This window comes from Streptomyces sp. NPDC047017 (genome assembly GCF_040644175.1).
Classification (GTDB): Bacteria; Actinomycetota; Actinomycetes; order Streptomycetales; family Streptomycetaceae; genus Streptomyces.
In genome coordinates this window covers 362,114-388,098 of record NZ_JBEYVW010000003.1, presented here as the reverse complement: position 1 = coordinate 388,098, position 25,985 = coordinate 362,114, and the positions used below count along the sequence as shown (strand labels likewise).

At 72.5% G+C, this 25,985-nt stretch carries 15 protein-coding genes; 6 read left to right on the top strand and 9 right to left on the bottom strand.

The window, feature by feature from the left end; genetic code table 11:
- Positions 1-24: 24 nt before the first annotated feature.
- The 6 genes from ABZ858_RS07275 to ABZ858_RS07250 form a co-directional block, all read right to left on the bottom strand.
- The gene (locus ABZ858_RS07275) at positions 25-489 is read right to left on the bottom strand and encodes an ATP-binding protein (RefSeq protein ID WP_361373604.1); all 465 of its coding nucleotides are present in this window, start codon (positions 487-489) and stop codon (positions 25-27) included.
- Positions 490-676: 187 nt separating this feature from the next.
- Entirely contained in the window at positions 677-1,858 is a 1,182-nt protein-coding gene (locus ABZ858_RS07270; protein ID WP_361373602.1) for an alpha/beta hydrolase, read from the bottom strand.
- Between the two features lie 143 nt (positions 1,859-2,001).
- Positions 2,002-2,853 (bottom strand): SDR family oxidoreductase, encoded by an 852-nt coding sequence (locus ABZ858_RS07265; RefSeq protein WP_361373600.1) that lies wholly within the window; start codon positions 2,851-2,853, stop codon positions 2,002-2,004.
- 149 nt (positions 2,854-3,002) lie between these two features.
- Positions 3,003-3,305, bottom strand: coding sequence for a hypothetical protein (locus tag ABZ858_RS07260; protein ID WP_361373598.1), 303 nt, complete (start codon positions 3,303-3,305; stop codon positions 3,003-3,005).
- 212 nt (positions 3,306-3,517) lie between these two features.
- A complete protein-coding gene (locus ABZ858_RS07255) occupies positions 3,518-4,027 on the bottom strand; it encodes a DinB family protein (protein WP_361373596.1) in 510 nt (169 codons plus the stop codon).
- 128 nt (positions 4,028-4,155) lie between these two features.
- Complete coding sequence (locus ABZ858_RS07250; RefSeq protein ID WP_361373594.1) at positions 4,156-4,851, bottom strand: class I SAM-dependent methyltransferase; 696 nt, start codon at positions 4,849-4,851, stop codon at positions 4,156-4,158.
- Positions 4,852-5,000: 149 nt separating this feature from the next.
- On the opposite strand from ABZ858_RS07250, the gene ABZ858_RS07245 reads away from it, so the two are divergent.
- Positions 5,001-5,579: an XRE family transcriptional regulator gene (locus ABZ858_RS07245; protein ID WP_361373732.1), complete on the top strand. Its 579-nt coding sequence runs from the start codon at positions 5,001-5,003 to the stop codon at positions 5,577-5,579.
- A gap of 20 nt (positions 5,580-5,599) precedes the next feature.
- Here ABZ858_RS07245 and ABZ858_RS07240 read toward each other — a convergent pair whose 3' ends face one another.
- Both ABZ858_RS07240 and ABZ858_RS07235 read right to left on the bottom strand, forming a co-directional pair.
- Positions 5,600-7,129 carry a CoA transferase gene (locus tag ABZ858_RS07240; protein WP_361373592.1) on the bottom strand — a complete coding sequence of 510 codons (1,530 nt, stop codon included), beginning with the start codon at positions 7,127-7,129 and terminating at the stop codon, positions 5,600-5,602.
- 6 nt (positions 7,130-7,135) lie between these two features.
- Entirely contained in the window at positions 7,136-8,206 is a 1,071-nt protein-coding gene (locus ABZ858_RS07235; protein ID WP_361373590.1) for a 3-hydroxyacyl-CoA dehydrogenase NAD-binding domain-containing protein, read from the bottom strand.
- A gap of 232 nt (positions 8,207-8,438) precedes the next feature.
- On the opposite strand from ABZ858_RS07235, the gene ABZ858_RS07230 reads away from it, so the two are divergent.
- From ABZ858_RS07230 to ABZ858_RS07210, 5 genes are all read left to right on the top strand, one after another.
- Positions 8,439-9,266, top strand: a complete 828-nt coding sequence (locus ABZ858_RS07230) for a sterol desaturase family protein (RefSeq protein ID WP_361373731.1) — start codon at positions 8,439-8,441, stop codon at positions 9,264-9,266.
- A gap of 177 nt (positions 9,267-9,443) precedes the next feature.
- Positions 9,444-19,034 (top strand): amino acid adenylation domain-containing protein, encoded by a 9,591-nt coding sequence (locus ABZ858_RS07225; protein WP_361373588.1) that lies wholly within the window; start codon positions 9,444-9,446, stop codon positions 19,032-19,034.
- A complete protein-coding gene (locus ABZ858_RS07220; protein ID WP_361373586.1) occupies positions 19,024-20,688 on the top strand; it encodes an NAD(P)/FAD-dependent oxidoreductase in 1,665 nt (554 codons plus the stop codon). The genes ABZ858_RS07225 and ABZ858_RS07220 overlap by 11 nt, the downstream gene beginning before the upstream one ends.
- Before the next feature lie 40 nt (positions 20,689-20,728).
- A complete protein-coding gene (locus tag ABZ858_RS07215) occupies positions 20,729-22,432 on the top strand; it encodes an NAD(P)/FAD-dependent oxidoreductase (protein WP_361373730.1) in 1,704 nt (567 codons plus the stop codon).
- Entirely contained in the window at positions 22,386-23,582 is a 1,197-nt protein-coding gene (locus tag ABZ858_RS07210) for a cytochrome P450 (protein ID WP_361373584.1), read from the top strand. The genes ABZ858_RS07215 and ABZ858_RS07210 overlap by 47 nt, the downstream gene beginning before the upstream one ends.
- Before the next feature lie 474 nt (positions 23,583-24,056).
- Here the strand turns inward: ABZ858_RS07210 and ABZ858_RS07205 are convergent, their stop codons facing one another.
- Complete coding sequence (locus ABZ858_RS07205; protein WP_361373581.1) at positions 24,057-25,772, bottom strand: FG-GAP-like repeat-containing protein; 1,716 nt, start codon at positions 25,770-25,772, stop codon at positions 24,057-24,059.
- Between the last annotated feature and the right edge of the window lie 213 nt (positions 25,773-25,985).

The window sequence follows — 25,985 nt, the reverse complement described above, 5'->3', positions numbered from 1 at the left end:
CCGTCCCGCTCGCCCGCCCTGCCGCTACACGCACCGGGACCGGGTGACGGTGGCGCCGGGGGTGTCGGCCAGGGTGATGCGGGCGGTGACGCGTTTGCCGTCCGGTTCGCGCCGCGCCTCGAAGCCCTGGGCGACGGCCATGACGATCTCCAGGCCGTGCTGGCCGACCCGGTCGGCGTCCGCGGCGCGGGCGACGGGCAGGACCGGGTCGGAGTCCCACACCATCACCTCCACCGTGTCGCCGGAGACGCGCAGATCCAGCAGTGCGGGGCCGGGCGCGTACTTGCGGGCGTTGGTGACCAGCTCGCTGACCACCAGCTGGATGAGGTCCACGGCGCGCTGCGAGACGGGCAGGGCGTGCTCGGCGTGGACGCGGGTGAGGAAGTCGGCGGCCAGGTGGCGGGCCTGGGCGATGTCCGTGCCGTCCCCGTCCAGGGCCACCGTGGCCCGTATGATCCACTCGCCCGGCGCGATGTCGTCCTCACTCATGGGCACTGATCCCGTCGCAGTCGCCTTCACAACCCGTTCCCCCCGCGCGCGTACCCGTCTCGGTGAGAGTGACGCCTGGGGTCCCTCGGTCGGCTCCGCTCCCGCGCACCCCGATCCGCCCGCTGTGCCGTCCCCGCCGCGGCGGGCAGGACGGCGGGGCGGAGACGGGGGCAGCCAGCGGCGAGGGTCACGGCCGCTGGAACGCGACCTCCGGGTAGGCGGCGGTGGGACCGTCGAGGAGCGGCTGCGGTACGCCCCGCAGAAACCGGTCGAAGAAGGCGGCCACGTAGGCGCGGGTGACACGCCATCCGCGGTCGCCGGACAGCGCCGCGCCGGGGTCCGGCAGACCCAGTTGCCCGGCCAGGTAGGGCAGGTCCGTGAAAGAGAAGTGCTCGGCGCCGGACACGGTCAGCCAGCGCTTCGCGCCGGTCATGGCACGCCATGCCGCGGGCCAGTCGGTCGTCGGACTGCCGGGGCTGTGCGTGGCGGCGGCGCCGAGCATCATGAACGGACGCCCGCCGAGTCCCGTCGCGGCCGGGTCGACGAAGAAGTCACCGTCGAGGTCGACACCGGCTCGCACCCGGCGGTCCTCGGCCATGACCACCGCGGCGGTGGCTCCGCCGATCGAGTGACCGCCCATGCCGATCCGGTCCGGGTCGATCATGCGGGCGAGCGCGCCGACGCGCCTGCCGTCGGTCAGCTCGTCGATCACGAAGGACATGTCCTCGGCCCGGCCGCGCACGAGAGCGGCCTGCTCCTCGCGGGTGTCGACCCGTTCGCAGGCCACGCACTCCAGCATCCGGCCCCCGGAGAAGACCGTGCCGACGGATTCGTAGGCGTGGTCCACCGACGCGACGACGTAGCCGCGGCTGGCGAGATCATCGGCGAGCGAGGTGAGCGTGGTGCGGGGCATGGAGAAGCCCGGGGAGAGCAGCACCAGGGGGAAACGCCCCGGCACCGGACGAGCGGCGGTCCGTGCGTGCGTACGCGCCCCGGCGACCGCCGCGCCGGGCACCACGCCGCCGAGCCCCCTGGCCGCCAGGAGCCGTCGCGCCTCCTCGTCGGTCATGTACGCCGCCGGTGAGCCGGTCGCCGGGCGCGCCGGGTAGGACACCGTCGCCATCAGCTCACGGGCACCGGCCGCGGGCATCCATGGGTCGGTGCGGCTGTGGTCGACCAGGTGCAGCGTGCGGCGGCCGACCGCGTACGAGCCGGTGGGCGGCGGCAGCTCCAAAGGGCTCGTGTACGAGACCTGGGGCGCCTCGTGCGGGCCGGCGGCCGAGGCGGGCGGCGCGGCCCCCAGGAGCGGCGCGGACAGTGCCAGGGTGAGCGCGGTGGCCACAGCGGCTCTGCGGTATCCGGTGGTCATGCGCTCGAAACTAGGCCCTGGTCCCCCGCGCCGCATCCGACGCCGGCGGTACGTGGCCGTACCCCTGGCGGGTGATCCCCGTCAGGCTGAGGTATCGCGCCGCCACCGGGGAGCCGCGGCCTTCCCTCCGGTGTCCGGCCAGGTCAGCGCTGCCGGGCGGGGCGTACGACGATCTCGCTGACGTCGACGTCGCGCGGCTGGGCGAGGGCGTAGGAGACCGCGCCGGCGACGGCGTCGGGGCTGATGGCGTGGGCGCGGTAGGTGCGCATGGCCTCGGCGGCGCCGGGCTCGGTGATGGTGGCGGCGAGTTCGGACTCGACCACACCGGGCGAGACGGTCGTGCCCCGGATCGAGGGTGCGGACTCCTGGCGCAGTCCCTCGGTGATCGCCCAGGCCGCGTACTTGGTGGCGCAGTAGACCGCGCCGGTGGGCACGACCTGGTGGGCGCCGATGCCGGCGATGGTGACGAAGTGTCCCGAGTCCTGCGCGGTGAAGACGGGCAGCGTGGCGGCGATGCCGTGCAGCAGGCCGCGGATGTTCACGTCGATCATCCGGTCCCACTCGTCGACGAGCAGGGAGTCGAGACGCGACAGGGGCATGACGCCGGCGTTGGCGACGAGGACGTCGACGCGGCCGTACCGGTCGCGGGCCGCCCGCACGAACGCCTCGGCGTCGGCGCGGTCGGTCACGTCCAGCCGTACCGGCCGCAGGCCGCCACCGGAGCGGGCGGCCGCCTCGGCCGTCGTCCCGGCCAGCTCGTCCAGGCGGTCGGTACGGCGCGCACCGGCCACGACCTGATGGCCCTCCGCGACGAGCCGGGCGGCGACGGCCGCGCCGATGCCGCTGCTGGCACCGGTGACGAGGACGACCTTCCGGTCGACCGGTCCGGTGCGCGCGATGTGTTCAGTGCGCTCGGTCTGCTCGGCCTGCTCGGCCTGCTCTGTCTGCTCGGTCTGCTCGGTGAAGTCACTGCTTTTCGATTGCTGTGTGCTCATGGCCCCGATGCTGGCCCGGCGGGAGCGTTCGCGGGAGAGACGTGGTTCCCCTGGGCGCGGCACACCCAGGCTCTGCCTCCGCCTTCCCGTCGCCGCCCTCCGCCTCCCCCGGTCGCCCGCGCCCGGAGCCGGGCGCGGGCTCGCCGCCGCTACTGGTCGGTCGACAGGATGATGTTGGTGATGTGCGACTGCGCCGGGCAGCTGGAGTAGATGGTCCCGGGCCCGTTCCCGTCCGACGTGTGCGCCGCCCAGAAGTAGCACTGGACCGTCAGTGTCCAGTGCCCGGAACCCGAAGAACAGTGCCCCCACGCCGTGTTGGCGTTGTTGTATCCCTTGGTGCAGCCGGTCACCGCGGCCGCCGCGGGCGTCGCGGCGACGGTCAGCGGTGTGACGACGGCGGCCACCCCCAAGGCCAGCGCGGTAAGCAGGCGAGAACTCTTCCGAGTGTTCATGACCCCTCCCGGTCCGTCACCCGCCCGAGCGAGCGGGGGTCGGAGTCTGTCGTATGGCGGACGCCCTGCCCAGGGCGCGCGCGGGACCCCCGACCGCCCGCGCGCGCCCCGCCACGGTCGATGGCGTACCGCCGCGCAGCTCAGCCCTGGCGTACGCCCGCGCATACGGAGAGGCGCACTTCTGCGGGCCCTGCGCCACGAGATGGCCGGTGTCAGCGGCCGGTGATTCCGTCGATCTGTTCGCGGAGGATGTCGGCGTGCCCGGCGTGCCGGCCGGTCTCCTCGATCATGTGCACCAGGACCCAGCGCATCGAAGGGGCCGCTCCCCGGTGCGGGGGGCGCGGGGCGGGGTGAGCGAGGTCCGGGCAGGCGTCGATGACCTCGTTCGCCCGCTCGACGGTCCGCCGGTAGCCGGCGAGCACACTCTCGACGGTGTCGTCCGCGGTCGGCCGCATGGTCGCGCTCCAACGGCCGGTGTCCTCGCCGAGAAAGTAGAACCGTTCGACGAACGCCAGGTGCTTGAGCAGCCCGAGAAGGCTGGTGCCCGAGGGCACTCCGCCCGTGCGCACGGCCGGTTCCGGCACGCCCGCGACCTTGTCCGCGATCGCGTCCCGCAGATAGTCGAGGAAGCTCCGCAGGACGGCTTTCTCGTCGTCGCCGGTGCGCGGGGGGCCGGTGTCCTTCGGCCGGGGCATGGGCGGCCGCGCTCGGTTCTGTGGCATCGGGTCGCTCCGTTCGGAGGTGGTGGGGTGGGGTCGACGTGACGTGGCTGACGCGGTCCGGCTGTCGTGGTGCGGCTCGGCCGATCGTGGGTCGGCCACCGGGTGATTGCCGCGCGATCGTCGTGCCGTCAGCGGACAGACGTTCGGCGGTCGTCGGTCGGGGTCCGTCCGAGGAGCAGGACGTTGTCGATGACGGTGGCCGTCTCACCGGCGGGTCCGGTGGCCCGGCGGTGGGGCATGTCGGCGCGCAGCACGGACCACTGCCCGGGGTCGAGATCGAGTTCGGCGGCGGTCTCGGTGGGGGTGGGGTGGTGGATGTCGGTGTCCTGGTTCCATGACCAGGGGGCGGTGGAGCCGTGGTCGACGATCAGCAGGAGACCGCCGGGGCGCAGGGCCTGGGCGGCGGTGCGCAGGACGCGGGCACGGGGCAGCGCGAACGGCGTCTGGAAGTACTGGGCGGAGACGAGGTCGAACCGGCCGGCCGGGAAGCTATGGGCCAGGTCGTGCTGTTCGGCCGCGACGCGGTCCGCGAGGCCGAGTTCGCGGGCCTCTTCCCGTACCCGTCCGACGGCGGTGCCGGAGATGTCCACGGCGGTGACGTGCCAGCCGCGCCGGGCGAGCCAGAGGGTGTCGCCGCCGGCGCCGCAGCCCAGGTCCAGGGCGGTGCCGGGGCGCAGCGGAGCGGCGGTCTCGGCCAGCACGGGGTTGACGCGTGCGCCCCCGGTCCGCCGGGTGCGGTAGTGCCGTTCCCAGAACAGCTCGGCCTCAGTGGTGGCGTCGGCGGTGGGGTCGGCGGCGGGTCGTGGGTGTCGGGTGGAATCCATCGGGGTCGCCCCTTTGTCGGCCGACGTGCCAAGCGCGATCCGTCTCGCGCCCGCGCGCCGGTGAGGTGATGAGGTGGTGAGATACCGAAAGCATCGGTGCGGCTCTTCCGGGCTTGCAAGGAAAGTTGCGGATCCGCATCATCGTCGCCATGGACGACACCGCGGAAGACGTGCTGGCCGGAGTCGGGCCGCGGCTGCGTGCCCTGCGCCGGGCGCGGAACGCCACCCTGGCGGCGCTGGCGACCGAGACCGGCCTCACGGCGAGCACGCTGTCCCGGCTGGAGAACGGCAGGCTCCGCCCCACGCTGGAGCAACTGCTGCCGCTGGCCCGGGCGCACGGCGTACCGCTGGATGATCTCGTCGCGGCCCCGCCCACCGGCGACCCGCGCATCCATCTGCGGCCGGTGCGGCGAGCCGGGCTGGTGATGGTGCCGTTGACGAGACGGGCCGGCGGCATCCACGCCTACAAGGTGATCTATCCGCCCGCAGGACCGACCACCACGACGCGCCTGCGCACCCACGAGGGCTACGAGTGGTTCTACGTCCTGGACGGGCACGTCAGGTTCGTGCTCGGCGAGCAGGAGTTCCGGCTCGGCACCGGCGAGGCCGCCGAGTTCGACACCCGCGTCCCGCACTGGATCGGCAGCGCCGGCGGCCGGCCCGCGGAAGTGCTCGCCCTCTTCGGCGCGCAGGGGGAACGCGCGCATCTGGCCCCGTCCAAGGGCTGACCGCCCCCGGGGAGGGCCGGTCAGCTGTGGCGGGGCAGCCAGACGGGGGCGCCGCTGCCGCGCGGCACGAGGATGTCGCGGAAGCGGCCGGGGGTCCTGGACATGATGACCTGGTCGGTGACGCCCTGGTAGTGGCCGCAGGGGGTGTGGGCGGTGAAGGTGTCCGGGTCGAGGTAGGCGTGCGGGGAGTCGGGGTCGGGGTTCAGGGCGACCTCGCGTGCGTAGTCGCGGTCGAAGACGCCGAGGCTGAGGATCCAGGTGGCGACGCGGGTGAGGTTGAGGGTGACGCGGTAGCTGCCGCCCTCGGTGGCGCGGCGCATCAGCGCGGCGAGCGCGCCGGTGGTGGCCAGCCAGGACAGGACGTAGTCGTTGACGACGCTGATGTACGGCAGGCCCGGCGTGCTGTCCGGCCGGGCCGCGACACCGTCCTCGCCCTCCATGAGCATGATGCCGCTGAGGGCGCCGGCGGTCTGGTCGAAGCCGACGCGGTCGGCCCACGGGCCGCTCTCCCCGGCGAGGGAGAAACTGAGGTGGATGATGCCGGGGCGGACAGCCGCGGCTTCTTCCGCGCTGAGGCCGATCTTCGCCAGGTAGCCGGGGCGGCGGTTGGCGTGGAAGAGGTCGGCGTCCCGCAGCAGCGCGCGGATCCTCGCCCGTCCCTCGGGGCCGTACGGGTCGATGGTGGTGGAGCGGACGCCGACGTTGGCGCTGTTGTAGGTGGCGTCGTGCTCCAGTTCGCCGGGCCGCCAGATGTTGAGCACGTCGGCGCCGTGCTGGGCGAGGTCCCGGCCGACCCCGGCGCCCGCGATGATGTGGCCCATGCCGAGGGCGCGTACCCCTGACAGCGGCTGGTCGGCGGCAGTGGTCAGGGGTTCGGGCTCGCTGTCCCCGATCTTCTCGATCTTGATGAGCGGTTCCCGCGCGATGTACTCGTACGCCGGTTCCCGCAGGTATTCCTCGGTGGTGCGCAGCATCGGCATGACCACGCCGATCTCGTCGCCGGCCCGCTCCAGGTCGGCGGCGTTCCACGTGGCGATGGCGGCGGCGACGGCCTGCTTCTCGGGCCAGGTGCGCAGCAGCTTGTAGACGGCGTTCTTGATCTTCGGGTAGGGGTTGAGCGGCATGACCCAGCGGCCGTCGCGCGCCTGGTAGAAGTCGAAGCCGAGCGGGTTGACCGGGTCGGACGGAGTGCCGCCGGGGTAGCCGTTGAGCAGTTCCCACTTCTTGTCGTAGAACGGGCACAGCCGGTGCGGGGCCTTGCGCAGGTCCATGGTGATGTCCTGGCCCTCGCCGCCGCGGTGCCGCCAGAGGGCGGCCAGGGCCACGGACTTGGCGGTCATGCCCAGCGCGGGGACGGCGCCCAGGCGCATGACGCTGGGGACGATCGGGTCGCTGCCGATGAACGTGATCCGTCCGCCGCTGTCCTCGGGGCGCAGGCCGACCGAGGCGAGGACTTCGCGCAGGGCCAGGTGGATGTCGAAGCCGTCGTCGTGGGTGAGCGGGTGCGTGACGGCTTTCTGGACGCGGTCGGTGAGTTCTTCGGCGCTCATGAGGGGTCAGCCTTCGCAGGTGTCGGAAGTGCCGGAGGTTGCAGAGGTGTCGGCGGTGCCGGAGGCGTCGGCGGTGCCGGAGGCGTCGGCAGTGCTGGAGGCGTCGGCAGTGCTGGAGGTGTCGGAGGTGGCGAAGCCTTCGCCGAGGGCGCGCATGAGGGCGATCTGCTTGCGGTCGCGTTCGGCGGCGAGTTGGTCGACGGTGCCGCCGAACTCCTCGACCTGTTCGGTCAGCAGCCGCTTGGTGGGCTCGTCGAAGGCGACCTTCTCCTGTGCCATGGTGGCCCACGAGCGTTCCATCCCGATCCCGAGGTGGTCCATGAAGTGGGGCAGTCCGCCCTCGCCGCCGCCGAGGTGGAAGGAGCGGAAGGGACCGGCGACGGCCCACCGCATGCCGATGGACGAGGTGACGACGTCGTCCAGTTCCCGCATGGTGACCACGCCCTCGCTCACCAGGTGCACGCACTCGCGGAAGATCGCCGACTGCAGCCGGTTGGCGACGAACCCGGGCACCTCCTTGCGCAGCACCTGGGGGCGCTTGCCGAGAGCGCGGTAGAAGGCGCGGGCGCGCTCGACCGTCTCCTCGGAGGTCCGCCGGCCCGGTACGACCTCCACCAGCGGCACCAGGTGCGGCGGGTTGAAGGGGTGACCGACGACGAGCCGTCCCGGGTCCTTGAGGACGGTGGCGATCTCGGTGGCGGGGATGCCGGAGGTGGAGGTGGCGAGCAGGGCGCCGGCGGGGGCGTTCTCCTCGATGGTGCGCCACATGTCGTGCTTGACCTCCAGCCGTTCCGGCCCGTTCTCCTGCACCAGGTCCGCCGCGCGGACCGCGCCGGCCAGGTCAGGTTCGAAGGCGAGCCGGGCGGTGAGGTCCGCGGTGTCCAGTCCGAGCGCCTTCAGCGCGGGCGCGGCCTGCTCGACGTACCCGCGCACGGCCTCGTCGACGCCGGGCTGCGGGTCGCTGACGGTGACGGACAGGCCGCGCGCCAGGAACAGCGCCGTCCAGGAGGCACCGATGACGCCTCCCCCGACCACGGTGACGTTCCGGATCCCGCCGATGCTGCCGTTCTCGGACATGGGCGCACCCTTCTCTTCTCGGTTCCGGGGGTCTCCACGCTATGAGGAAGATATGCGCACATATCGCCGCACACACCTCGACGTGCACGCGCGGACGCCCAGCCATCCCGTGCCCCCACCCCCGGAAGTCATACCATCACTCTTAGTCGCCATACGATTACCGAACGCCACGGAGGGCATGCACGGAGCAGGACGAAGGGGCCGGGGAGAAGGGGGGTGGTCGTCCGTGTGGATGCGCCATGCGGCCTATCCCGTGCTGCTGTGCGCCACGGTCGCCACGGCTGCCGTGGCACTGCGCTGCCGGCTCGATCTCGGCCTGGCGACCTCCGCCTTCCAGTTCGGGGTGATCGCGTATCTGGTGATCCTGGAGCGGCTGATCCCCTACGACCGCGGCTGGCACCCGGACCGCCGCGAGTGGGGCTGGTACGGGGTCTACTTCCTGCTGACCGCCGTCGGCAGCGTCACCGCGCAGTTCCTGGTGGAAGCGGTCGTGGGCGTCGTGTCACCGGCCAGACCGAAGCTGCCCCTGGCGGCCGAGATCCCGTCGGCGCTGCTGGTGGGGTCCCTGGCCAGCTATCTGGTGCACCGGTGGAGCCACAGCAACCCGTGGCTGTGGCGACTGCACGGCGTGCACCACGTGCCGGACAAGGTCAATGTCGCCAACAACGGTGTCAATCACATCCTGGACGTCCTGCTGGCGCAGGGCGGTGTCCAGTTGTCGCTGAGCCTGCTCGGGTTCTCCCAGGAGTCCGTGTTCGCGATCGGCCTCTTCGTCATCACCCAGGGCTACTTCACCCACGCGAACATCGACGTCCGCATCGGCTGGCTCAACCAGGTCCTCGCCGGCCCGGAACAACACCGCCTGCACCACAGCACGGACCTCGCGGAAGCCGGTCACTACGGCTCGGACCTGGCGATCTGGGACCGGATATTCAACAGCTACACCTGGTATCCAGGCCGCGAGCCGTCCGCGGTGGGCCTGAAGGACCCCGCGTCCTTCCCGGAGACGGGTTCCGTCTTCGCCAGCCAGCTCCAGGCGTGGCGGGGCCCCGCCGGCTGACGTCCCACCTCTCCGTACGCCTTCGTACGCCCCCCCGCACCCGCGCGCCTGCGCGCACGCGCAGCGCGACCTTTCGCCTGACGCCCGGCCACAGCCCCGGTCAGGTACCCGCCCTGCCCTTACCCGTCCACCGCCCCGTCACCTCACCTCACCTCACGACTACTCAAGGACTCGGCCATGTCGGAGTTACCCAACGCCGCCACCGACAAGATCGCGATCATCGGTATCGGCTGCCGGCTGCCCGGTGGCGCCAGCGATCACCGGGCGTTCTGGCAGAACCTGATCGACGGCAGGGACTGCATCACGGCGACACCGGCGGACCGCTACGACATCACGACGCTCACCAGCCGGGACAAGACCAAGCCCGGCCGGCTCGTCGGCGGACGCGGCGGCTACATCGACGGATTCGACGAGTTCGACCCCGCGTTCTTCGGCATCAGCCCCCGCGAGGCCGCGTACATGGACCCGCAGCAGCGCAAGCTGCTGGAGGTGGCCTGGGAGGCCCTGGAGGACGGCGGGCAGAAACCGGCCGAGCTGGCGGGGCACGATGTGGGTGTCTTCGTCGGGGCGTTCACCCTGGACTACAAGATCCTCCAGTTCGCCGATCTGAGCTTCGAGACGCTCGCCGCCCACACCGCGACCGGCACGATGATGACCATGGCGTCGAACCGGATCTCGTACTGCTTCGACTTCCGCGGTCCCAGCGTCTCCCTCGACACCGCGTGCAGTTCCTCACTGGTGGCGGTCCATCTGGCCTGCCAGAGCCTGAGCCGTCGCGAGACCGGCCTCGCCCTCGCCGGCGGCACCCTGCTGCACATGGCACCGCAGTACACCATCGCCGAGACCAAGGGCGGCTTCCTCTCCCCCGAGGGCCGCTCCCGCACCTTCGACGCGTCGGCCGACGGTTACGTCCGCTCCGAGGGCGTCGGCGTGGTCGCGCTCAAGCGCCTGGACGACGCCCTGCGCGACGGCGACCCGGTGCACGCGGTGATCATCGGCAGCGGAGTCAACCAGGACGGCCGTACCAACGGCATCACCGTGCCCAACCCCGACGCACAGGTCGCCCTGATCCAGCGGGTCTGCGCGCGGGCGGGCATCACACCCGGCGATCTCCAGTACGTCGAGGCGCACGGCACGTCGACGCCGGTCGGTGACCCGATCGAGGCGGCCGCGCTGGGCCAGGCCCTGTCGATCGGCAGGAAACCCGGCGCGCCCTGCTATGTCGGCTCGGTCAAGACCAACATCGGGCACACCGAATCAGCCGCCGGCATCGCCGGGTTGATCAAGACCGCCCTCTGCCTCGAACACCGCAGGATCCCGCCGCACATCAACCTCGAACGGCTCAATCCCGCCATCGACCTCGACGCGCTGCCCTACGAGATCCCCACCCGCACGGTCGACTGGCCCGAGCACGAGGGCCCGGACCGGGCCGGGGTCAACTCCTTCGGCTTCGGCGGCACCAACGCGCACGTCCTGCTGGAAGCCGCGCCGGCCCGCGCCGAACCGGCGAAGAGCGCACCGGACCAGGCGGCGGCCGTCACCCGGCAGGACACGGTCCCCGCCGCCCTCGGGTATTCCGTCCTGCCGCTGACCACCCGCGATCCGGCGCTCCTCCCCCGGGCGGCCGCCGGTATCCGCGCGGAACTCGCCGGCGCCGGCTACGGCCCGGCCGCGTCGCTGACCGACATCGGCCACACCCTGGCCCGCCGCAGGCAGCACCTCGAAGCGCGGCTGTCGGTGGTCTACGACTCGCGCACCGCACTGGAAGAGGCCCTGGACACCTACTTACGCGGTGAGACGCATCCCCGGGTCCTGCTGGACCAGCGGCGCGAAGGCCGGCAGCGCGGGCTGGTCTGGGTCTTCACCGGCATGGGACCGCAGTGGTGGGCGATGGGCCGGCAGCTGTTCGCGACCGAGCCGGTGTACCGCGCGGCCGTCGAGCGCTGCGACCACGAGATCCGCGAACTGGCCGGCTGGTCGCTGGTGAGGGAACTGTCCGCCGCCGAAGCGGACTCGAGGATGAGCGAGACCTGGCTGGCCCAGCCCGCCAACTTCGCCGTCCAGGTCGGCCTCGCGGCCCTGTGGCACAGCCGGGGCGTGCGTCCCGACGCCGTGGTCGGCCACAGCACCGGCGAGGTCGCTGCCTTCCACGAGGCGGGCGTCTACTCCTTGCAGGAGGCCGTGTCGGTCGTCCTGCACCGCAGCCGCCTCCAGCAGAAGCTCGTAGGCACCGGCACGATGCTGGCCGTCGGACTCCCGGCGGAGCAGGCCGAGCGGTGGCTGCGGCCGTACGCCGACCGTGTGTCGGTGGCCGCCGTCAACAGCCCCACCGCGATCACCCTCGCCGGGGACGAGGAGGCGCTCGCCCGGCTCGCCTGCGAGCTGGAGGCGGAGAACGTCTTCGCCAGGTTCCTCGCCGTACGGGTGCCGTACCACAGCCACCGCATGGACGAGATCAAGGACGAGTTGCTGTCGTCGCTCTCCCGGCTCAAGCCCCGCGTCGCACAGGTGCCGCTGTACCTGACGGGAGGGCAGGAGGCGGCGGCCCGGGGCCCCGCCAAGGGCCCCGAGCTGGACGCCGCGTACTGGTGGAGCAACGTCCGCGACACCGTCCGCTTCCGGGACGCCGTAGACCACCTCACGGACGACGGCCACGGCCTCTTCCTGGAGATCGGCCCGCACCCCGTCCTGGGCCACTCGATCACCGAATGCCTCACCGCCAAGGGCACGGCGGCCCTCACTCTTCCCTCGATCCGTCGCCAGGAGGACGAACGCGAACGGTTCGCTCTCTCGCTGGCGGCCCTGCACAACGCGGGCGTCGACATCGCCTGGGAGGTGCTGCACCCCGAGGGCCGGCCGGTCGCGCTGCCCCGCTACCCCTGGAGACGGGACCGCCACTGGGCCGAGCCGAAACCGGTCGAGCAGGTCCGGCTCGGCCGGCGCGACCATCCGCTGCTGGGCCGCCGGCTGGCCACGGCGCATCCGGTCTGGGAGACCCGGCTCGACGTCGAGCAGCTGCCCTACCTGCGCGACCACCGCATCCAGGGCAGTGCGCTGTTCCCGGCGGCGGGCTATGTGGAGATGGCCGCGCAGGCGGTGCGCGCGATGACCGGCGGCGAGGCCGTGTTCGCCGACATCGAGTTGCGGAAGGCGCTCTTCCTGTCCGCCGGGACCGACGGCGAGTCCGGGTCGGCCGTGTCCGCCGACGGCAGCCCCCGGGTGCAGTTCTCCTTCTCTCCGGAGAACGCCGTGTTCACCGTGGCGACGGTGCCCGCCGACGACGCCCGGGAGCGGGTCGTGCACGCGCGCGGTGTCGTCCGTTCCGGGCAGCCCTCCGTGGGCGGGGAGCGACTGGACGCCGAGCGGGTCCGCGCGCGCGGCCTGCGCCACCTCCGAGGCGCCGACTGCTATGCCGCCCTCGGCGGGCTCGGTTACCACTACGGGCCGGCCTTCCAGGGCATCGAGGAGGTGTGGATCGGCCCCGGGGAGGCGCTGGCCCGGATTCGCCCACCGGAGGCGATCGGGGACGACGCCGCCCGTCATCAGCTGCACCCGGTCCTGCTCGACGCCTGCTTCCAGACACTGCTGGCCCCACAGCTCCTGGACGCCGAGGACGCCTCGCCCGGCGCCGACGGCATCCGGCTGCCCCTGTCGATCGACGAGGTCCGCATGAGCGTCGTGGGCGACCGCCCGCTGTGGGCGCACGCCGTCGTCACCCGCCAGGCGGACGGCGAACTCGTCGGGGACATCGCCGTCCACGGCGACGACGGCGCGCCGCTCGGCCGGATCAGCGGCTTCCGCGCCGCCGACGTCGAGCGGACGACCGCCGGCGTCGGCCCGGCCACCGTGGACTCGTGGCTGGCCGACCTCACCTGGATCGACGCGCCCCATCCGGCCGACACTGCCGCGCCCGGCGACACGGCCGCGCCCTCGTGCCTCGTGTTCGCCGACGCCCAGGGTGTCGGTGACGCGCTGGCGGCCCTGATCGCCGCCGGGGGCGGGCACTGCCACCTCGTGCGCCCGGGAGCCGCGTATCGCCTCACCGACGACCGCCGCGCATCGGCCGTGCGACCGGGCTCGGCCGCCGACCTGGAACGGCTCTTCGCGGACCTGCGCGGCGACGGCGTCCGGTCCTACGCCCACGTCGTGCACCTGTGGAACCTGGACCTGCCCGCACTCGACGCGACGGCCACCGCCGCCGAGCTGCGCGAGCTGGCCGGCGTCGGCGGCTACACCCTGGTCGCCCTCGCCCAGACCCTGCCGGGCGCGCTGCCGGACGCCAGGCTGCATATCGTCACCCGAGGCGGCCAGGCCGTCGAGGCCACCGACCGCGTCGAGCCGTTGTCGGCCCCGGCCTGGGGCATCGGCCGGGTCCTCTGGCAGCAGGAACTCACCGACCGGCGCGGCACACTCATCGATCTCGACCCGGCCTGCGGCAGCGACCCGGCCGCCCGGCAGGCCGAGGCCGAGGCCCTGCTGCGCGAACTGACGGCCACCGACGCGTCGGCCGGGCGCGCGGAAGGCGGCGACGGCGACGACGCCGAGGACGAGATCGCGCTGCGCGGCGGCCGCCGCCGCGCCGCCCGCCTCACCCCGGCCGCCGGCCTCACCCGCCCCCTGCCGCTGCGGTTGCGCGCGGACGGCGCCTATCTGGTGACCGGTGCCTTCGGGGCGCTCGGCCGGCTGCTGTGCCGCGCCCTCGTGTCCTGGGGCGCGCGGCGGCTGATCCTCGTGGGCCGCACCCCGCTGCCCGCCCGGGAGCACTGGCACCACACCGACACCGACACCGGCCCCGACATCGCCCCCGAGTCCGCGGCCGGCCGTGCCGTCCGGTTCGTCGAGGAGCTGGAGGCGCTCGGCGCGCGGCCCGTCGTCGCGTCCCTCGACATCGGCGACGAGGCGAGCTTCACCGCCTGGCTCGCGGAGTACCGCCGTCGCGCCGCACCGCCGATCCGCGGCGTCTTCCATCTGGCGGGCCAGGTCCGCGACACGCTGGTGCCCGAGATGGACCGGCGGACCTTCGACGCGGTCCACGACCCCAAGGTCCTCGGTGCCTACGTCCTCCACCGCCACCTCGGTGACGAGCCGCTCGACCACTTCGTCCTCTTCTCCTCCATCGCCTCCCTGCTGACGACCGCAGGACAGACCAACTACGCCGCGGGCAACGCGTTCCTCGACGCGCTGGCGCACCATCGCCGCGCCCGCGGCCTGCCCGGTCTCAGCCTGGCCTGGGGGCCCTGGGCGACCGGCATGATCGAGGAGCTGGGACTCGTCGAGCACTACCGCGACAGCCGCGGCATGAGTTCCCTGTCGCCCGAGGCGGGCATGGCCGTACTGGAACGCGTCATCGGGCAGGACCGCGCCCACCTGCTGGTCGCCACCGTCGTCGACTGGCCCCTCTTCCTGGCCTGGTACCCCTCGCCGCCGCCCCTGGTGAGCGCACTGGCCGCAGCGGGCGGCCCGGCCGCACCGCCCGGCGAGCGGGGCAGCTTCCTCGACGAGTTCCGCGAGGCCGACGCCGCGGCCCGCCGCGCCCTGGTCGCGGCGCGCTTCACCGAGGTGGTCGCCGGTGTGCTGCGCGTGGGCCAGGACCGGATCGACCCCGGCGCCGCCCTGGGCGCGCTCGGCCTGGACTCGCTGCTGGCGATGGAGCTGCGCTCCCGGGTCCAGGCGCGCCTGGGCCTGACGCTGCCCGTCGTCACCTGGCTCGGCTCCGCTCCGGTCGGCGAGCTCATCGAACAGCTCCACGACGCGCTGGCCGAGCGGGCGGCGGCCGATGGCGGCGAGACGGATGACGGCGCCGCGGTCGAGGTGTTCCGTGACGAGTCACGGCACCCGCTGACCCAGAACCAGAAGGCACTGTGGTTCCTGAAGCAGCTCAACCCGGACGGCTTCGCCTACAACATCGGCGGAGCGGTCGAGATCCGCGCGCCGCTCGATCCGGAGCTGGTCTTCGAGGCGTTCCGTGTCCTGGTCGAACGTCATCCCAGCCTGCGTGCCAACTTCGTCCACGAGCACGGCAGGCCGGTGCAGACGGTGGCCCCCGCCGCCGACGCCGCGCAGCGCCTCGATGTCGCCCTCTTCGACGTCGAAGGCGTGCCGTGGGACGAGGTCCACGCGATGATCGTCCGTGAGTACCGCGCGCCGTACGACCTGGCCCACGATCCCCTGGTGCGCCTGCGGCTGTTCCGGCGCGGTCCGGACCGCTGGGTACTGATGAAGGCCGTCCACCACATCATCTCCGACGCGATCTCGACGTTCACCTTCATCGAGGAGCTGCTCGCCGTCCACGAGGCGCTGCGCCAGGGCCGCACCCCCGGGCTGCCGCCGGTGCCCGCGCGCTATCTGGACTTCCTGAACTGGCAGAACGAGTTCCTCGCCGGGCCCGAGGCACGCCGGATGCTCGACTACTGGAAGGCCGCGCTGCCCGCCGAGGTGCCGGTGCTCGGCCTGCCCACCGACAAGCCGCGTCCCGCCGTGCAGACCCACAACGGCGCCTCCGAGTTCTTCGTCCTGGACGCCGGCCTCAGCGCCCGCGTGCACGAGGTGGCCCGCGCGCACCACGTCACCGTGTTCATGGTGCTGCTCAGCGCCTACTACGTCCTGCTGCACCGCTACTCCGGGCAGGACGACATCATCGTCGGCACCCCGGTGACGGGCCGGACGAAGGAGGAGTTCTCCTCCGTCTACGGCTACTTCGTCAATCCGCTGCCGCTCCATGTCGGCCTGGGCGACGGGCCGTCGGTGGAGCAGTTGCTGGCCCGGGTCCGCGAGGTGGTGCTCGGCGGGCTGGACAACCAGGAGTACCCGTTCGTGCTGCTCGTCGAGGAGCTGGGCCTCCAGCACGACCCGAGCCGCTCCGCGGTCTTCCAGGCCATGTTCATCCTGCTCACCCACAAGGTGGCCACCGAGAAGTACGGATACCGCCTGGAGTACGTCGAACTGCCCGAGGAGGAGGGCCAGTTCGACCTGACGCTGTCGGTGTACGAGGATGAGGCGGACCGGCGGTTCCACTGCGTGTTCAAGTACAACACCGACCTGTTCCTGCCCGAGACGATGCGGCGGCTGTCCGCGCACTACGCCAACGTGCTGGACGCCCTGACCCGCGCCCCCGCCGCGCACCCGGCGGCCCGGCTGGAGCTGCTCGGCCCCGGCGAGCGCCGGCAGATCCTGGGTGACTGGAGCGGCGCCGCGGACCGGACCGCAGCGCCCGTCGCACCGGTGCACGAGCTGATCGTCCGGGCCGCCGCCGCACACCCCGAGGCGATCGCCGTGCGCGTCCCCGCGCAGGACGGCACGACCGAGCGCCTGACCTACGGCGAGCTGGAGCGGCTCAGCCGGAGCCGGGCCCGGCGGCTGCGGGACCTCGGTGTCCGCGAGGGAGCGGTGGTCGCCGTCTGCGCGGAGAAGTCCGCCGAACTCGTCGTCACCCTGCTCGCGGTGCTCCGGGCGGGCGCCGCCTGGCTGCCGCTCGCCCCCGACGACCCGGACGACCGGCTGGCGTACCTGACCGGCCGGGCCGGAGCCGCGCACCTCGTGGTCGACGGCCCGGACCGGGAGCGCTTCGCCGACCACCCCGGCCTGATCACCCTGGCGGAGCTGTCCGACCCGGAGACGGGACACACCGGCGCCCCGGAGCCGGGGCTCACCTGCGGCCCGGAGGCGGCCGAGCCGCAGGTCGGCCTGGACTCCCCCGCCTATGTCATCTGCACCTCCGGCTCCACCGGCCGGCCCAAGGCGGTCCAGGTCAGCCATCGCAGCCTCGCCTCCGCCTACGCCGCCTGGCGCGCGGAGTACCGCCTGGACACCGACGTCCGCGTGCATCTGCAGCTGGCGAGCCCGGCCTTCGACGTCTTCACCGGCGATCTGGTCCGGGCGCTGTGCTCCGGCGGGACGCTGGTGCTGGCCCGCCGCGAGCTGCTGTTCGACACGGCCCGGCTGTACGCGGTGATGCGGGCCGAGCGTGTCGACTGCGCCGAGTTCGTGCCCGCGGTGGTCCGCGCCCTGATGGCCCACTGCGCGCACGGCGGCGTCCGCCTGGACTTCATGCGCCTGCTGGCCGTCGGCTCGGACACCTGGAAGGTCGAGGAGTACGAGCGGCTGCGTGCCCTGTGCGGTCCGGACACCCGGGTGGTCAACTCCTACGGCCTGACCGAGGCCACGATCGACAGCACCTACTTCGAGGGTCCGGCCGACGGGCTGGACCCGAGCCAGATGGTCCCGATCGGCCGGCCGTTCCCGGGCACCGAGGTGTACGTCCTGAACGACCGGGGCGAGCCGGTGCCGCCGGGCGTGGCGGGCGAGCTGTGGATCGGCGGCACCGGGCTCGCCGCGGGCTATCTCTCCGACCCCGGGCAGACCGCGCGGCGCTTCGTCACCCGCACCCTGCACGGCGGCGGCCCGGCGGGGCCCGTGCGCCTCTACCGGACCGGCGACCTGGCCCGCTGGGACGCGCGCGGCGACCTCCACCTCCTGGGCCGCGCCGACTCGCAGGTCAAGGTGGGCGGCCACCGGGTCGAGATCGGTGAGATCGAGTCCCGGCTCGCCGGCTGGCCCGCCCTGGCCCAGGCGGTCGTCCGCGTCCGGCCGGACGGGCAGGGCGAGAACACGCTGTGCGCGTACGGCGTCGCGGCGCCCGGCGCGGACCTCGACTGGCGCCTGTTGCGCCGGTACCTGGGCGAGCACCTGCCGACGTACCTGATCCCGGCCTCCTTCACCGAGCTGCCCGAACTGCCGCTCACCGCGAACGGCAAGGTCGACCTGGCCGCCCTGCCCGAGCCGCGGTTCACCACCGGGAAGGAGGCCCACGAGCCGCCGGTGACGCTCTACGAGACACGGATGGCCGCGCACTGGGAGGCGCTGCTCGGCCTGGAGCGGGCCGGCCTGCAGACGGACTTCTTCGAGTGCGGCGGCAGCTCCATCAAGCTGATCGAGCTGATCCACGGGCTGCAGGAGGAGTTCGGCATCAGCATCCCGGTCAGCCACCTCTTCAAGGTGACGACCGTGCACGGGATGGCGAGGACCGTCGAGGACATCGTCACCGGCCGTCTCCCGGGCGCCCAGCCCTACCTACGCCTCAACCGCGGCGCGGGCCCGGAGGTGTTCTGCTTCCCGCCGGCCGGCGGCCACGGCCTGGTCTACCGGCGGCTCGCCGCGCACCTGCCGGAACACGAGCTGACGGCCTTCCACTACACCGCAGAGGACGACAAGGTCACCCGCTACGCCGACCTGATCACCACGCTCCGGCCCGACGGGCCGTGCGCGCTGCTCGGTTACTCCCTCGGCGGCAATCTCGCCTTCGAGGTCGCCAAGGAACTCGAACGCCGGGGGCGGGAGGTGAGTGATGTCGTCATCGTCGACTCGTACCGCATCGACGCCTCCTTCACCCCGGCCGCCGAGCACATCGAGGCGTTCGAGCGGGAGCTGCGCGAGCACCTGCGCAAGCACACCGGCTCCGACACCGCCCTGCGCGAGACCCTCGACCAGGCCAGGGACTACATCGCCTTCTGCGGCCGCACCCCCAACTTGGGCACGGTCCGGGCCCGCGTCACCGTCGTCTCCGACGAGCACAAGGCCGGCTTCTACGCCGCGGGGGAACGCGGTTCCTGGCACGGGACCTCGCGGGCGCCCACCGAGGTGCTGCGCGGCGCGGGCGCCCACGCGGACATGCTCGACCCGGGGTGCGTGGAACACAACGCGCGGCTGATCCGCGGTGTGCTGGCGCACGGCCGCCGGGTGCGGGAGGGGGCCGAGTCGGGTGCGGTCTAGTACGAGGGAGCGGTGGGCCGCCCGGGACCGCGTCCCCGGGGGGAAGCCGCGCGTCATCATCGTCGGCGCGGGGGTCGGCGGCCTGTCCACGGGCTGCTACGCCCAGATGAGCGGCATGCAGACCCGTGTCTTCGAGAAGCACGTCCTGCCCGGGGGCTGCTGCACGGCCTGGTCGCGCGACGGCTACGTCTTCGACTACTGCATCGAATGGCTGATCGGCACCGCCCCCGGCAACGACGCCCATCAGGTCTGGCGCGAACTGGGCGCGCTCGACGGCAAGACGATCCGCAACTTCGACGTCTTCAACACGGTCGTCGGCGAGGACGGCCGGTCGGTGTCCTTCTACAACGACCCCGACCGGCTGGAGCGGCACCTGCTGGACCTCTCCCCCGCGGACGCGCGGCTGATCCGGTCGTTCTGCCGCGACCTGCGGCGGTTCGCCGACGTCGACCTCTTCCCGTTCCTCAAGCCCACCCCGCTGCTCACCCTGCGGGAGAAGGCAAGGACGGTGCGGACCGTCCTGCCGCTGCTGAACCTGCTGCGGCGCACGGCGGGCACCTCCATGGCGGCCTTCGCCGCGCGCTTTGAGGACCCGCTGCTGCGCCGGGCGCTGCCGTTCATCTTCTTCCAGGACCACGAGGGCTTCCCGCTGCTGCCGTACCTGTTCAACATGGCCGGGGCGCACCGGGCCAACGCGGGCTTCCCGCAGGGCGGATCGCTGGGGCTGGCCCGCTCGATCGAGGAGCGGTACACCCGCCTCGGCGGCCGGATCGACTACCGGGCGCGGGTGGAGCGCATCCTCGTCGAGGACGACCGCGCGATCGGCGTGGAACTGCGCGGCGGCGAGCGGCACTACGCCGACCATGTCGTGGCGGCCTGCGACGGCGCCACCACGCTCGACCGCCTCCTGGGCGGCCGGTACTCCAGCCCCCGGTCCGACCAGCTCTTCAAGTCGATGCTGGGCACCTCCGAGCTGGTCTATCCGGGGGTGGTGTCGGTGTTCGTCGGCTTCACGGGGGACGTACGGCCCGAAGCCCCGCACAGCACGACCTATCTGCTCTCCGACGCCGACAGCGCCCGACTGCCCGGAATGCTGCAGAAGAGCCTGGTCGTGCAGTTGCGCTCCCGCTTCTCGGACGGCCTCGCACCGCCCGGCAAGTCCGTGATCCACTGCACCTACTTCAGCGACTACGCCTCCTGGAAGACACTGCGCGGCACCGACCGCCGCGCCTACTGGGCGCTCAAGCGGCGCACCGGGGATTTCGTCCGGGAGTTCCTGGAGCGGCACCATCGGGGCATCGCCGAACGCATCGACGTGGTGGACGTCGCCACACCCGTCACCACCGAGCGCTACACCGGCAATCTGCGCGGCTCCATCCTCGCCTGGAAATCGTTCACCGACGCCGACGATCCGCTGCAGGCCCTGACCGACAAGGACCGGCTGCGGCTGCCGGGGCTGGCCGGTCTCTCCCTGGCGGGCCAGTGGTTCACCGGGGGCGGGCTGATCCGGGTGGCGTCCGGCGGGCGGTTCGTGACCCAGTACCTCTGCGAGGAGCTGGGAGTCGCCTTCCGGGCGCAGGAGAGCACGGGCCGCGAGGCGTGGCACCCCGGGAAGCTGGGCCATCTGCCCCAGCTCGACGAGAGCATGAGGTGAGGAGGGCTTGACGATGCCACGAAAGGGCCCCCGCGAGACGATGATCATCATCGGAGCCGGTCTGGGCGGGCTGTCCACCGGCTGCTACGCCCGGATGAACGGCTACCGGACCCGGATCTTCGAGATGCACGAGATCCCGGGCGGCTGCTGCACGGCGTGGGACCGCGGCGACTTCACCTTCGACTGCTGTGTCAGCTGGCTGCTCGGCAACGGCCCCGGCAACGAGATGCACCGCATCTGGCTGGAGCTGGGCGCCCTCCAGGGCAAGCAGATGCGGCACTTCGACGTCTTCAACATCGTGCGCGGACGGGACGGCCGGGCGGTCTACTTCTACTCCGATCCCGACCGGCTCGAAGCCCATCTGCTGGCCCTCTCACCGGCCGACGCCAAGCTGATCCGGAACTTCTGCGCGGGACTGCGCAAGTTCCGCAAGTGCCTGGCCGCGTACCCGTTCCTCAAACCGGTGGGGCTGATGAGCCGCGCCGAACGCTGGCGCATGCTCGCCTCCTTCGTCCCTTGCTTCAACGTCATCCGCAAGTCGATCGGCGTCCTGATGACCGACTACTCCGCCGCGTTCAAGGACCCGCTGCTGCGGGAGGCGTTCAACTTCATCCTCTACGAGAAGCACGCGGCCTTCCCGGTGCTGCCGTTCTACTTCCAGCTGGCCGCGCACGCCAACCTCTCGGCCGGGGTGCCGGAGGGCGGGTCACTGGGCCTGGCGACCTCCATCGAGCAGCGCTATCTGCGGCTGGGCGGCGAGGTCTCCTACAACACCAAGGTGGAGGAGATCCTCGTCGAGCACGACCGGGCCGTGGGCGTACGGCTCAGCGACGGCCGGGAGTTCCGCGCCGACATCGTCGTCTCGGCCTGCGACGGGCACACCACCACCACGAGGCTGCTGCGGGGCCGCTACCTCAACGACGAGTACCGGCGGCTGTACACGAAGGTCATCGACGAACCGGGCATGATCTTCCCCGGGTACGTCGCCCTGTTCCTGGGGCTGCGACGCCCCTTCCCGCAGGGCGACCCGTGCACCACCCACCTGCTCACCGAGGCGGAGGCGTCCCGGCTGGTCGGCATCCGCCACCCCAGCGTCAACGTCCAGTTCCGCAGCCTGCACTACCCGGAACTGTCACCGGAGCACACCACCGTCGTCTACGCCACCTACTTCAGCGACACCGGGCCCTGGCGCGACCTGAGCGACGGCCCGGAGCAGCGCACCCGCCACCGCGGCGGGAAGGAGCTGCACACCCTGCCGGTGCGCCGGGGCCGCGCGTACTACGCGGCCAAGCACCAGGTCCGCGACACCCTGCTGGACCTGCTGGAGCAGCGGTTCCCCGGGCTGCGGGACGGCGTCGCCGTACGGGACGTGTCGACGCCGCTCACCCAGCTGCGGTACACCGCGAACCACGACGGGACCGTCCTCGGCTGGCAGCCCTTCGTGGAGAGCGGCGAGACGCTGGAGAAGGTCGTCAAGAAGTACGGGCCGACCCTGCCGGGCCTGGAGAACTTCTACCTCTCCGGTGTCTGGGCCACCACCGGCGGCCTGATCCGCGCCGCGGCCGCCGGCCGGCATGTCATGCAGTTCGTCTGCCGTGACGACGGCCGGGCCTTCACCGCGCACACCGACGGCACCGGCCCGCCCCCGACCCACGTCGTCATCCCGGTAGGACCCCACGGAAAGGATGGAAGTTGCGATGAGCGATCGGCCGGAGCCGCTCCCGTATCCCTTCGCGTCCGCTGACTGCCTCGCCCTCGCCCCGCGCTACGCCGCGCTGCGGGACGCCCCGATGCCCCGGGTGCGGCTGCCCTACGGCGAGGACGCCTGGCTGGTCACCGGGTACGCCGACGCCCGCGCGGTGCTGGCCGACCCGAGGTTCAGCCTCAAGGCCGGCGCGGACCGCGACCAGCCGCGGGTGCGGCCGCTGTCCACCGGCGGTGTCGGGCTGCTGTCCACCGACGGGACCGAGCACGCCCGGCTGCGCGGTGTGGTGGCCCGGCACTTCGGCGCGCGCCGGGTGGAGCGGCTGCGGGACCGGGTGGCCGAGATCGCGGAGGACCTGCTGGACCGGCTGGAGGAGACCGGCCCGCCGGGCGATCTGGTGCAGGGTTTCGCCTTCCCGCTCGCCATCACCCTGATCTGCGATCTGCTCGGTGTGCCGGACGGCGACCACCGCCGCATCCGGCAGTGGCTCGACGGCATACTGGCGCGCACCGTGACGGCCGAGGACCTCACCGACCGGTCGGCGGCGTTCGGCGCCTACCTCGCCGAACTGGTGGAGCTGCGCCGCCGCGCACCGGGCGACGACCTGCTCACGGTCCTCGTCCGGGCCCACGACGAGGAGGGCCGCCTCACCTACGAGGAACTCTTCGGGCTGTCCGCCGAGCTGCTGTCCGCCGGGTTCGTCACCACGTACCACCAGATCTCCAATTTCTGCTACCTCCTGCTGCGCCGCCCCGAGTGGCTGTCGCGGCTGCGGGACCGGCCGGCCGGCATCCCGGCCGCCGTCGAGGAGCTGTTGCGCTACGTCCCGATGCCCAACGGCCTCACCTTCCCCCGGTACGCGACGCGGGACGTCGAGGTGGGCGGGGTCCTGGTCCGCGCGGGCGAACCGGTCCTGGTCGACATGTCGGCGGCCAACCGGGACCCGGCGGCCTTCCCCGACCCGGAGACGCTGCTGCCGGACCGGGCACCGGAAGCCGCGCACCTGAGCTTCGGACACGGCCCGCACTTCTGCGTCGGGGCACGCCTGGCCCGCCTGGAACTCCAGGTGGCCCTGGAGTCCCTCCTGATCCGCATGCCCGGTCTGAAGCTCGCCGTGTCCGACGACGAACTGCGCTGGAAGACCGAGGCGATGCTCAGGGGACTGCACGAGCTGCCGGTCAACTGGTGACAGCACCGGCGACGGCCGCCCCGCCGCGCCGCCGTGCCCGGCCCGCACCCGCCCCACTCCACCGGAGCACCGCACGGTAAAGAGCTGGCATGCGCTCACGCGTACGAGTGAAGCCGACGAGCACGGTGGTGCCCGCACTGGCTACCGTGCGGAGTCTACGAACTAATGAAGGGCAGTCGGGTGCAGTCAATCCGGTCGTACCGGGGCGAGATCCGCGTGTGCAATGTGTGCGGTCAGCCGTGCTACGTGGATATGGAAGTAGGAGCGAGTCACTTCGACGAGCAGGCGGACGGGGTGTTCTGCCCGCGGTTCCCACTGGCGGGCAGGCCGCTCCGTGTGACGTGGGACGTCGTGGCGCTGCAGCAGGTGCGGGCGCTGTACCCGGTCACGTAGAGCGCTGTACGCCCCGGAGGGGCGGGGAGTGGGATCTGATCTCCCCGGTCTCCCCGCCCCTCCCTTTCGGCGCCGCCGCTGTCAGAAGAGGAGTTCCCCGGCGGGGTAGCCGGTGCCGATCTGGCTGCGCGGGCCGTAAGAGGACGCGCCGTCGCCCTTGTACGACCACAGGCCGCCGGCACTGTCGCGGCCGACCAGATCGGATCTGCCGTCGTGGTCGAGGTCACCGGGTGCGGCGAGAGCGGTGTAGGTCTGCCAACCGGTGCCGATCCGGGTGCGCGGACCGTAGGCGGAGGAGCCGTCGCCCTTGAAGAGCCACAGGCCGCCGGAGTCGTCCCGGCCGAGCAGATCGGGCCGCCCGTCGCCGGAGATGTCGCCCGGGGCGAGCAGGGTGTCGTACGACTGCCAGCCCGTGCCGATCCGGACGGCGGCCGCGTAGCTGCCCGTCGCGGTGCCCTTGAAGAGCCACAGACCACCGGAGCTGTCCCGGCCGAGCAGATCCGGCCTGCCGTCGCCGGAGAAGTCGCCCGGGGCGAGCAGGGTGTCGTACGACTGCCAGCCCGTGCCCGCCTGGACGCGCGTGCTGCCGGAGTACGTTCCGGTGGCGGGATCGGCCGGGTAGCGCCACAGCGTGCCGTTGGCGTCGACGGCCAGGACGGCGGAGCCCTCGCGGGCCACCAGTCGCATGCCGCTCCAGCCCGTGCCCGTCTTGCAGGCTCCGGAGACGCCGCCGCTGACGCGGCCCGCGTACCGGAACAGGGCGCCGGCCGCGTCCCGGCGGAACACCGCGCCGCCGGTGGCGTCCGCGCCGGGGCAGTCGGCCCAGTACGCGGCGCCGCGCAGCATCCGGTGGTCGGAGACCGAGGTGTCCTGCGGCACGACGTCGGCCTTGGCGCCCTGGAAGTGGCGGGCGGAGAGGAAGAGGTAGTCGATCTTCGAGGTGCCGAAGGTGGGTTCGCCGCTGCGGCAGCGGGTGCGGCCGTCGGAGCACGGATCGCTGACGAAGTGGTCCCGGTCCGTCTCGTCGGCTTCCACGAAGGTGCCCATGCCGCCGTCGTCGATCCCCGGTTCGTAGAACTCGGAGGCGACCTTGGACCGCGGGCCGGCGTTGAAGTCGCCGCCGAGGATCACCGGAGTGCCCTCGTCCTGCCACTGCGCCGCCTGCTGGGCGAGCTTGACGGCCTCCTGGTCGCGCAGGGTGGCGTCGTTCCAGTAGAGGTGCACCGAGCAGCCCCAGTTGGCGCGGTACTGCGTGTAGGTCCTGACGCAGGGGACCTTGATGGGCTCGCTCTCACCGCCGACGGTCAGGTCGAGGACCGTGGACGCCGTGATGGTGCCCTTCGTGAAGACGGCAACCCCGTAGTCGCTTCCGCCGCAGACGTCCGCCTGGCCGCTGAGGGTGGCTGTGTACCGTCCCTGGAATCCCCGGGACTGGAGCCTGTCGAGGATCGCGTCGTACTGGGGGCGGCAGACCTCCTGGAGGTAGAGCTGGTCGGCGTTCCAGGTGGCGCCCGTGGCCTCGCCGACGACCGTGTCGATCCGGCGCTGGTTGTCGTAACCCTCGGCGTCCGAGCACATGTTGCCGCACAGGTTGTAGCTGACGAAGCGCAGCGGCGGGGCGTCGGCGCCGGACACGCTGTCGGCGTGCGCGGTCAGGGCGAGCGGGCCCAGGAGGCCGGCGAGTGCCGTCGCGGACGCGACGAGGGCGCGGCGCAGCCGCCGCCCGGAGCGCTGGACGAGGGTCCTCGGTACCGGATGGGACGACGGCGCTCGGGTGAAGTCGGCTGGTGTGCTCACCAGTTCACCCCGATGACGACCGCGCTGGTGCCCAAGGCGGATGCGGTCGCACTTGGCGCGGCGGGCGCGGCCCGGGTGGGGGCCGCGGCGGAGCGGAGGAGGGCGGGACGGCGTATGGGCATGGGAGGTCCTCAGGAGGAGGTCGGGAGATCGGAGGCGCGCAGTAGTCGCGAAGTGGCGCGGAAATGACCGGGAGCCATCCTGTCGGCCGTG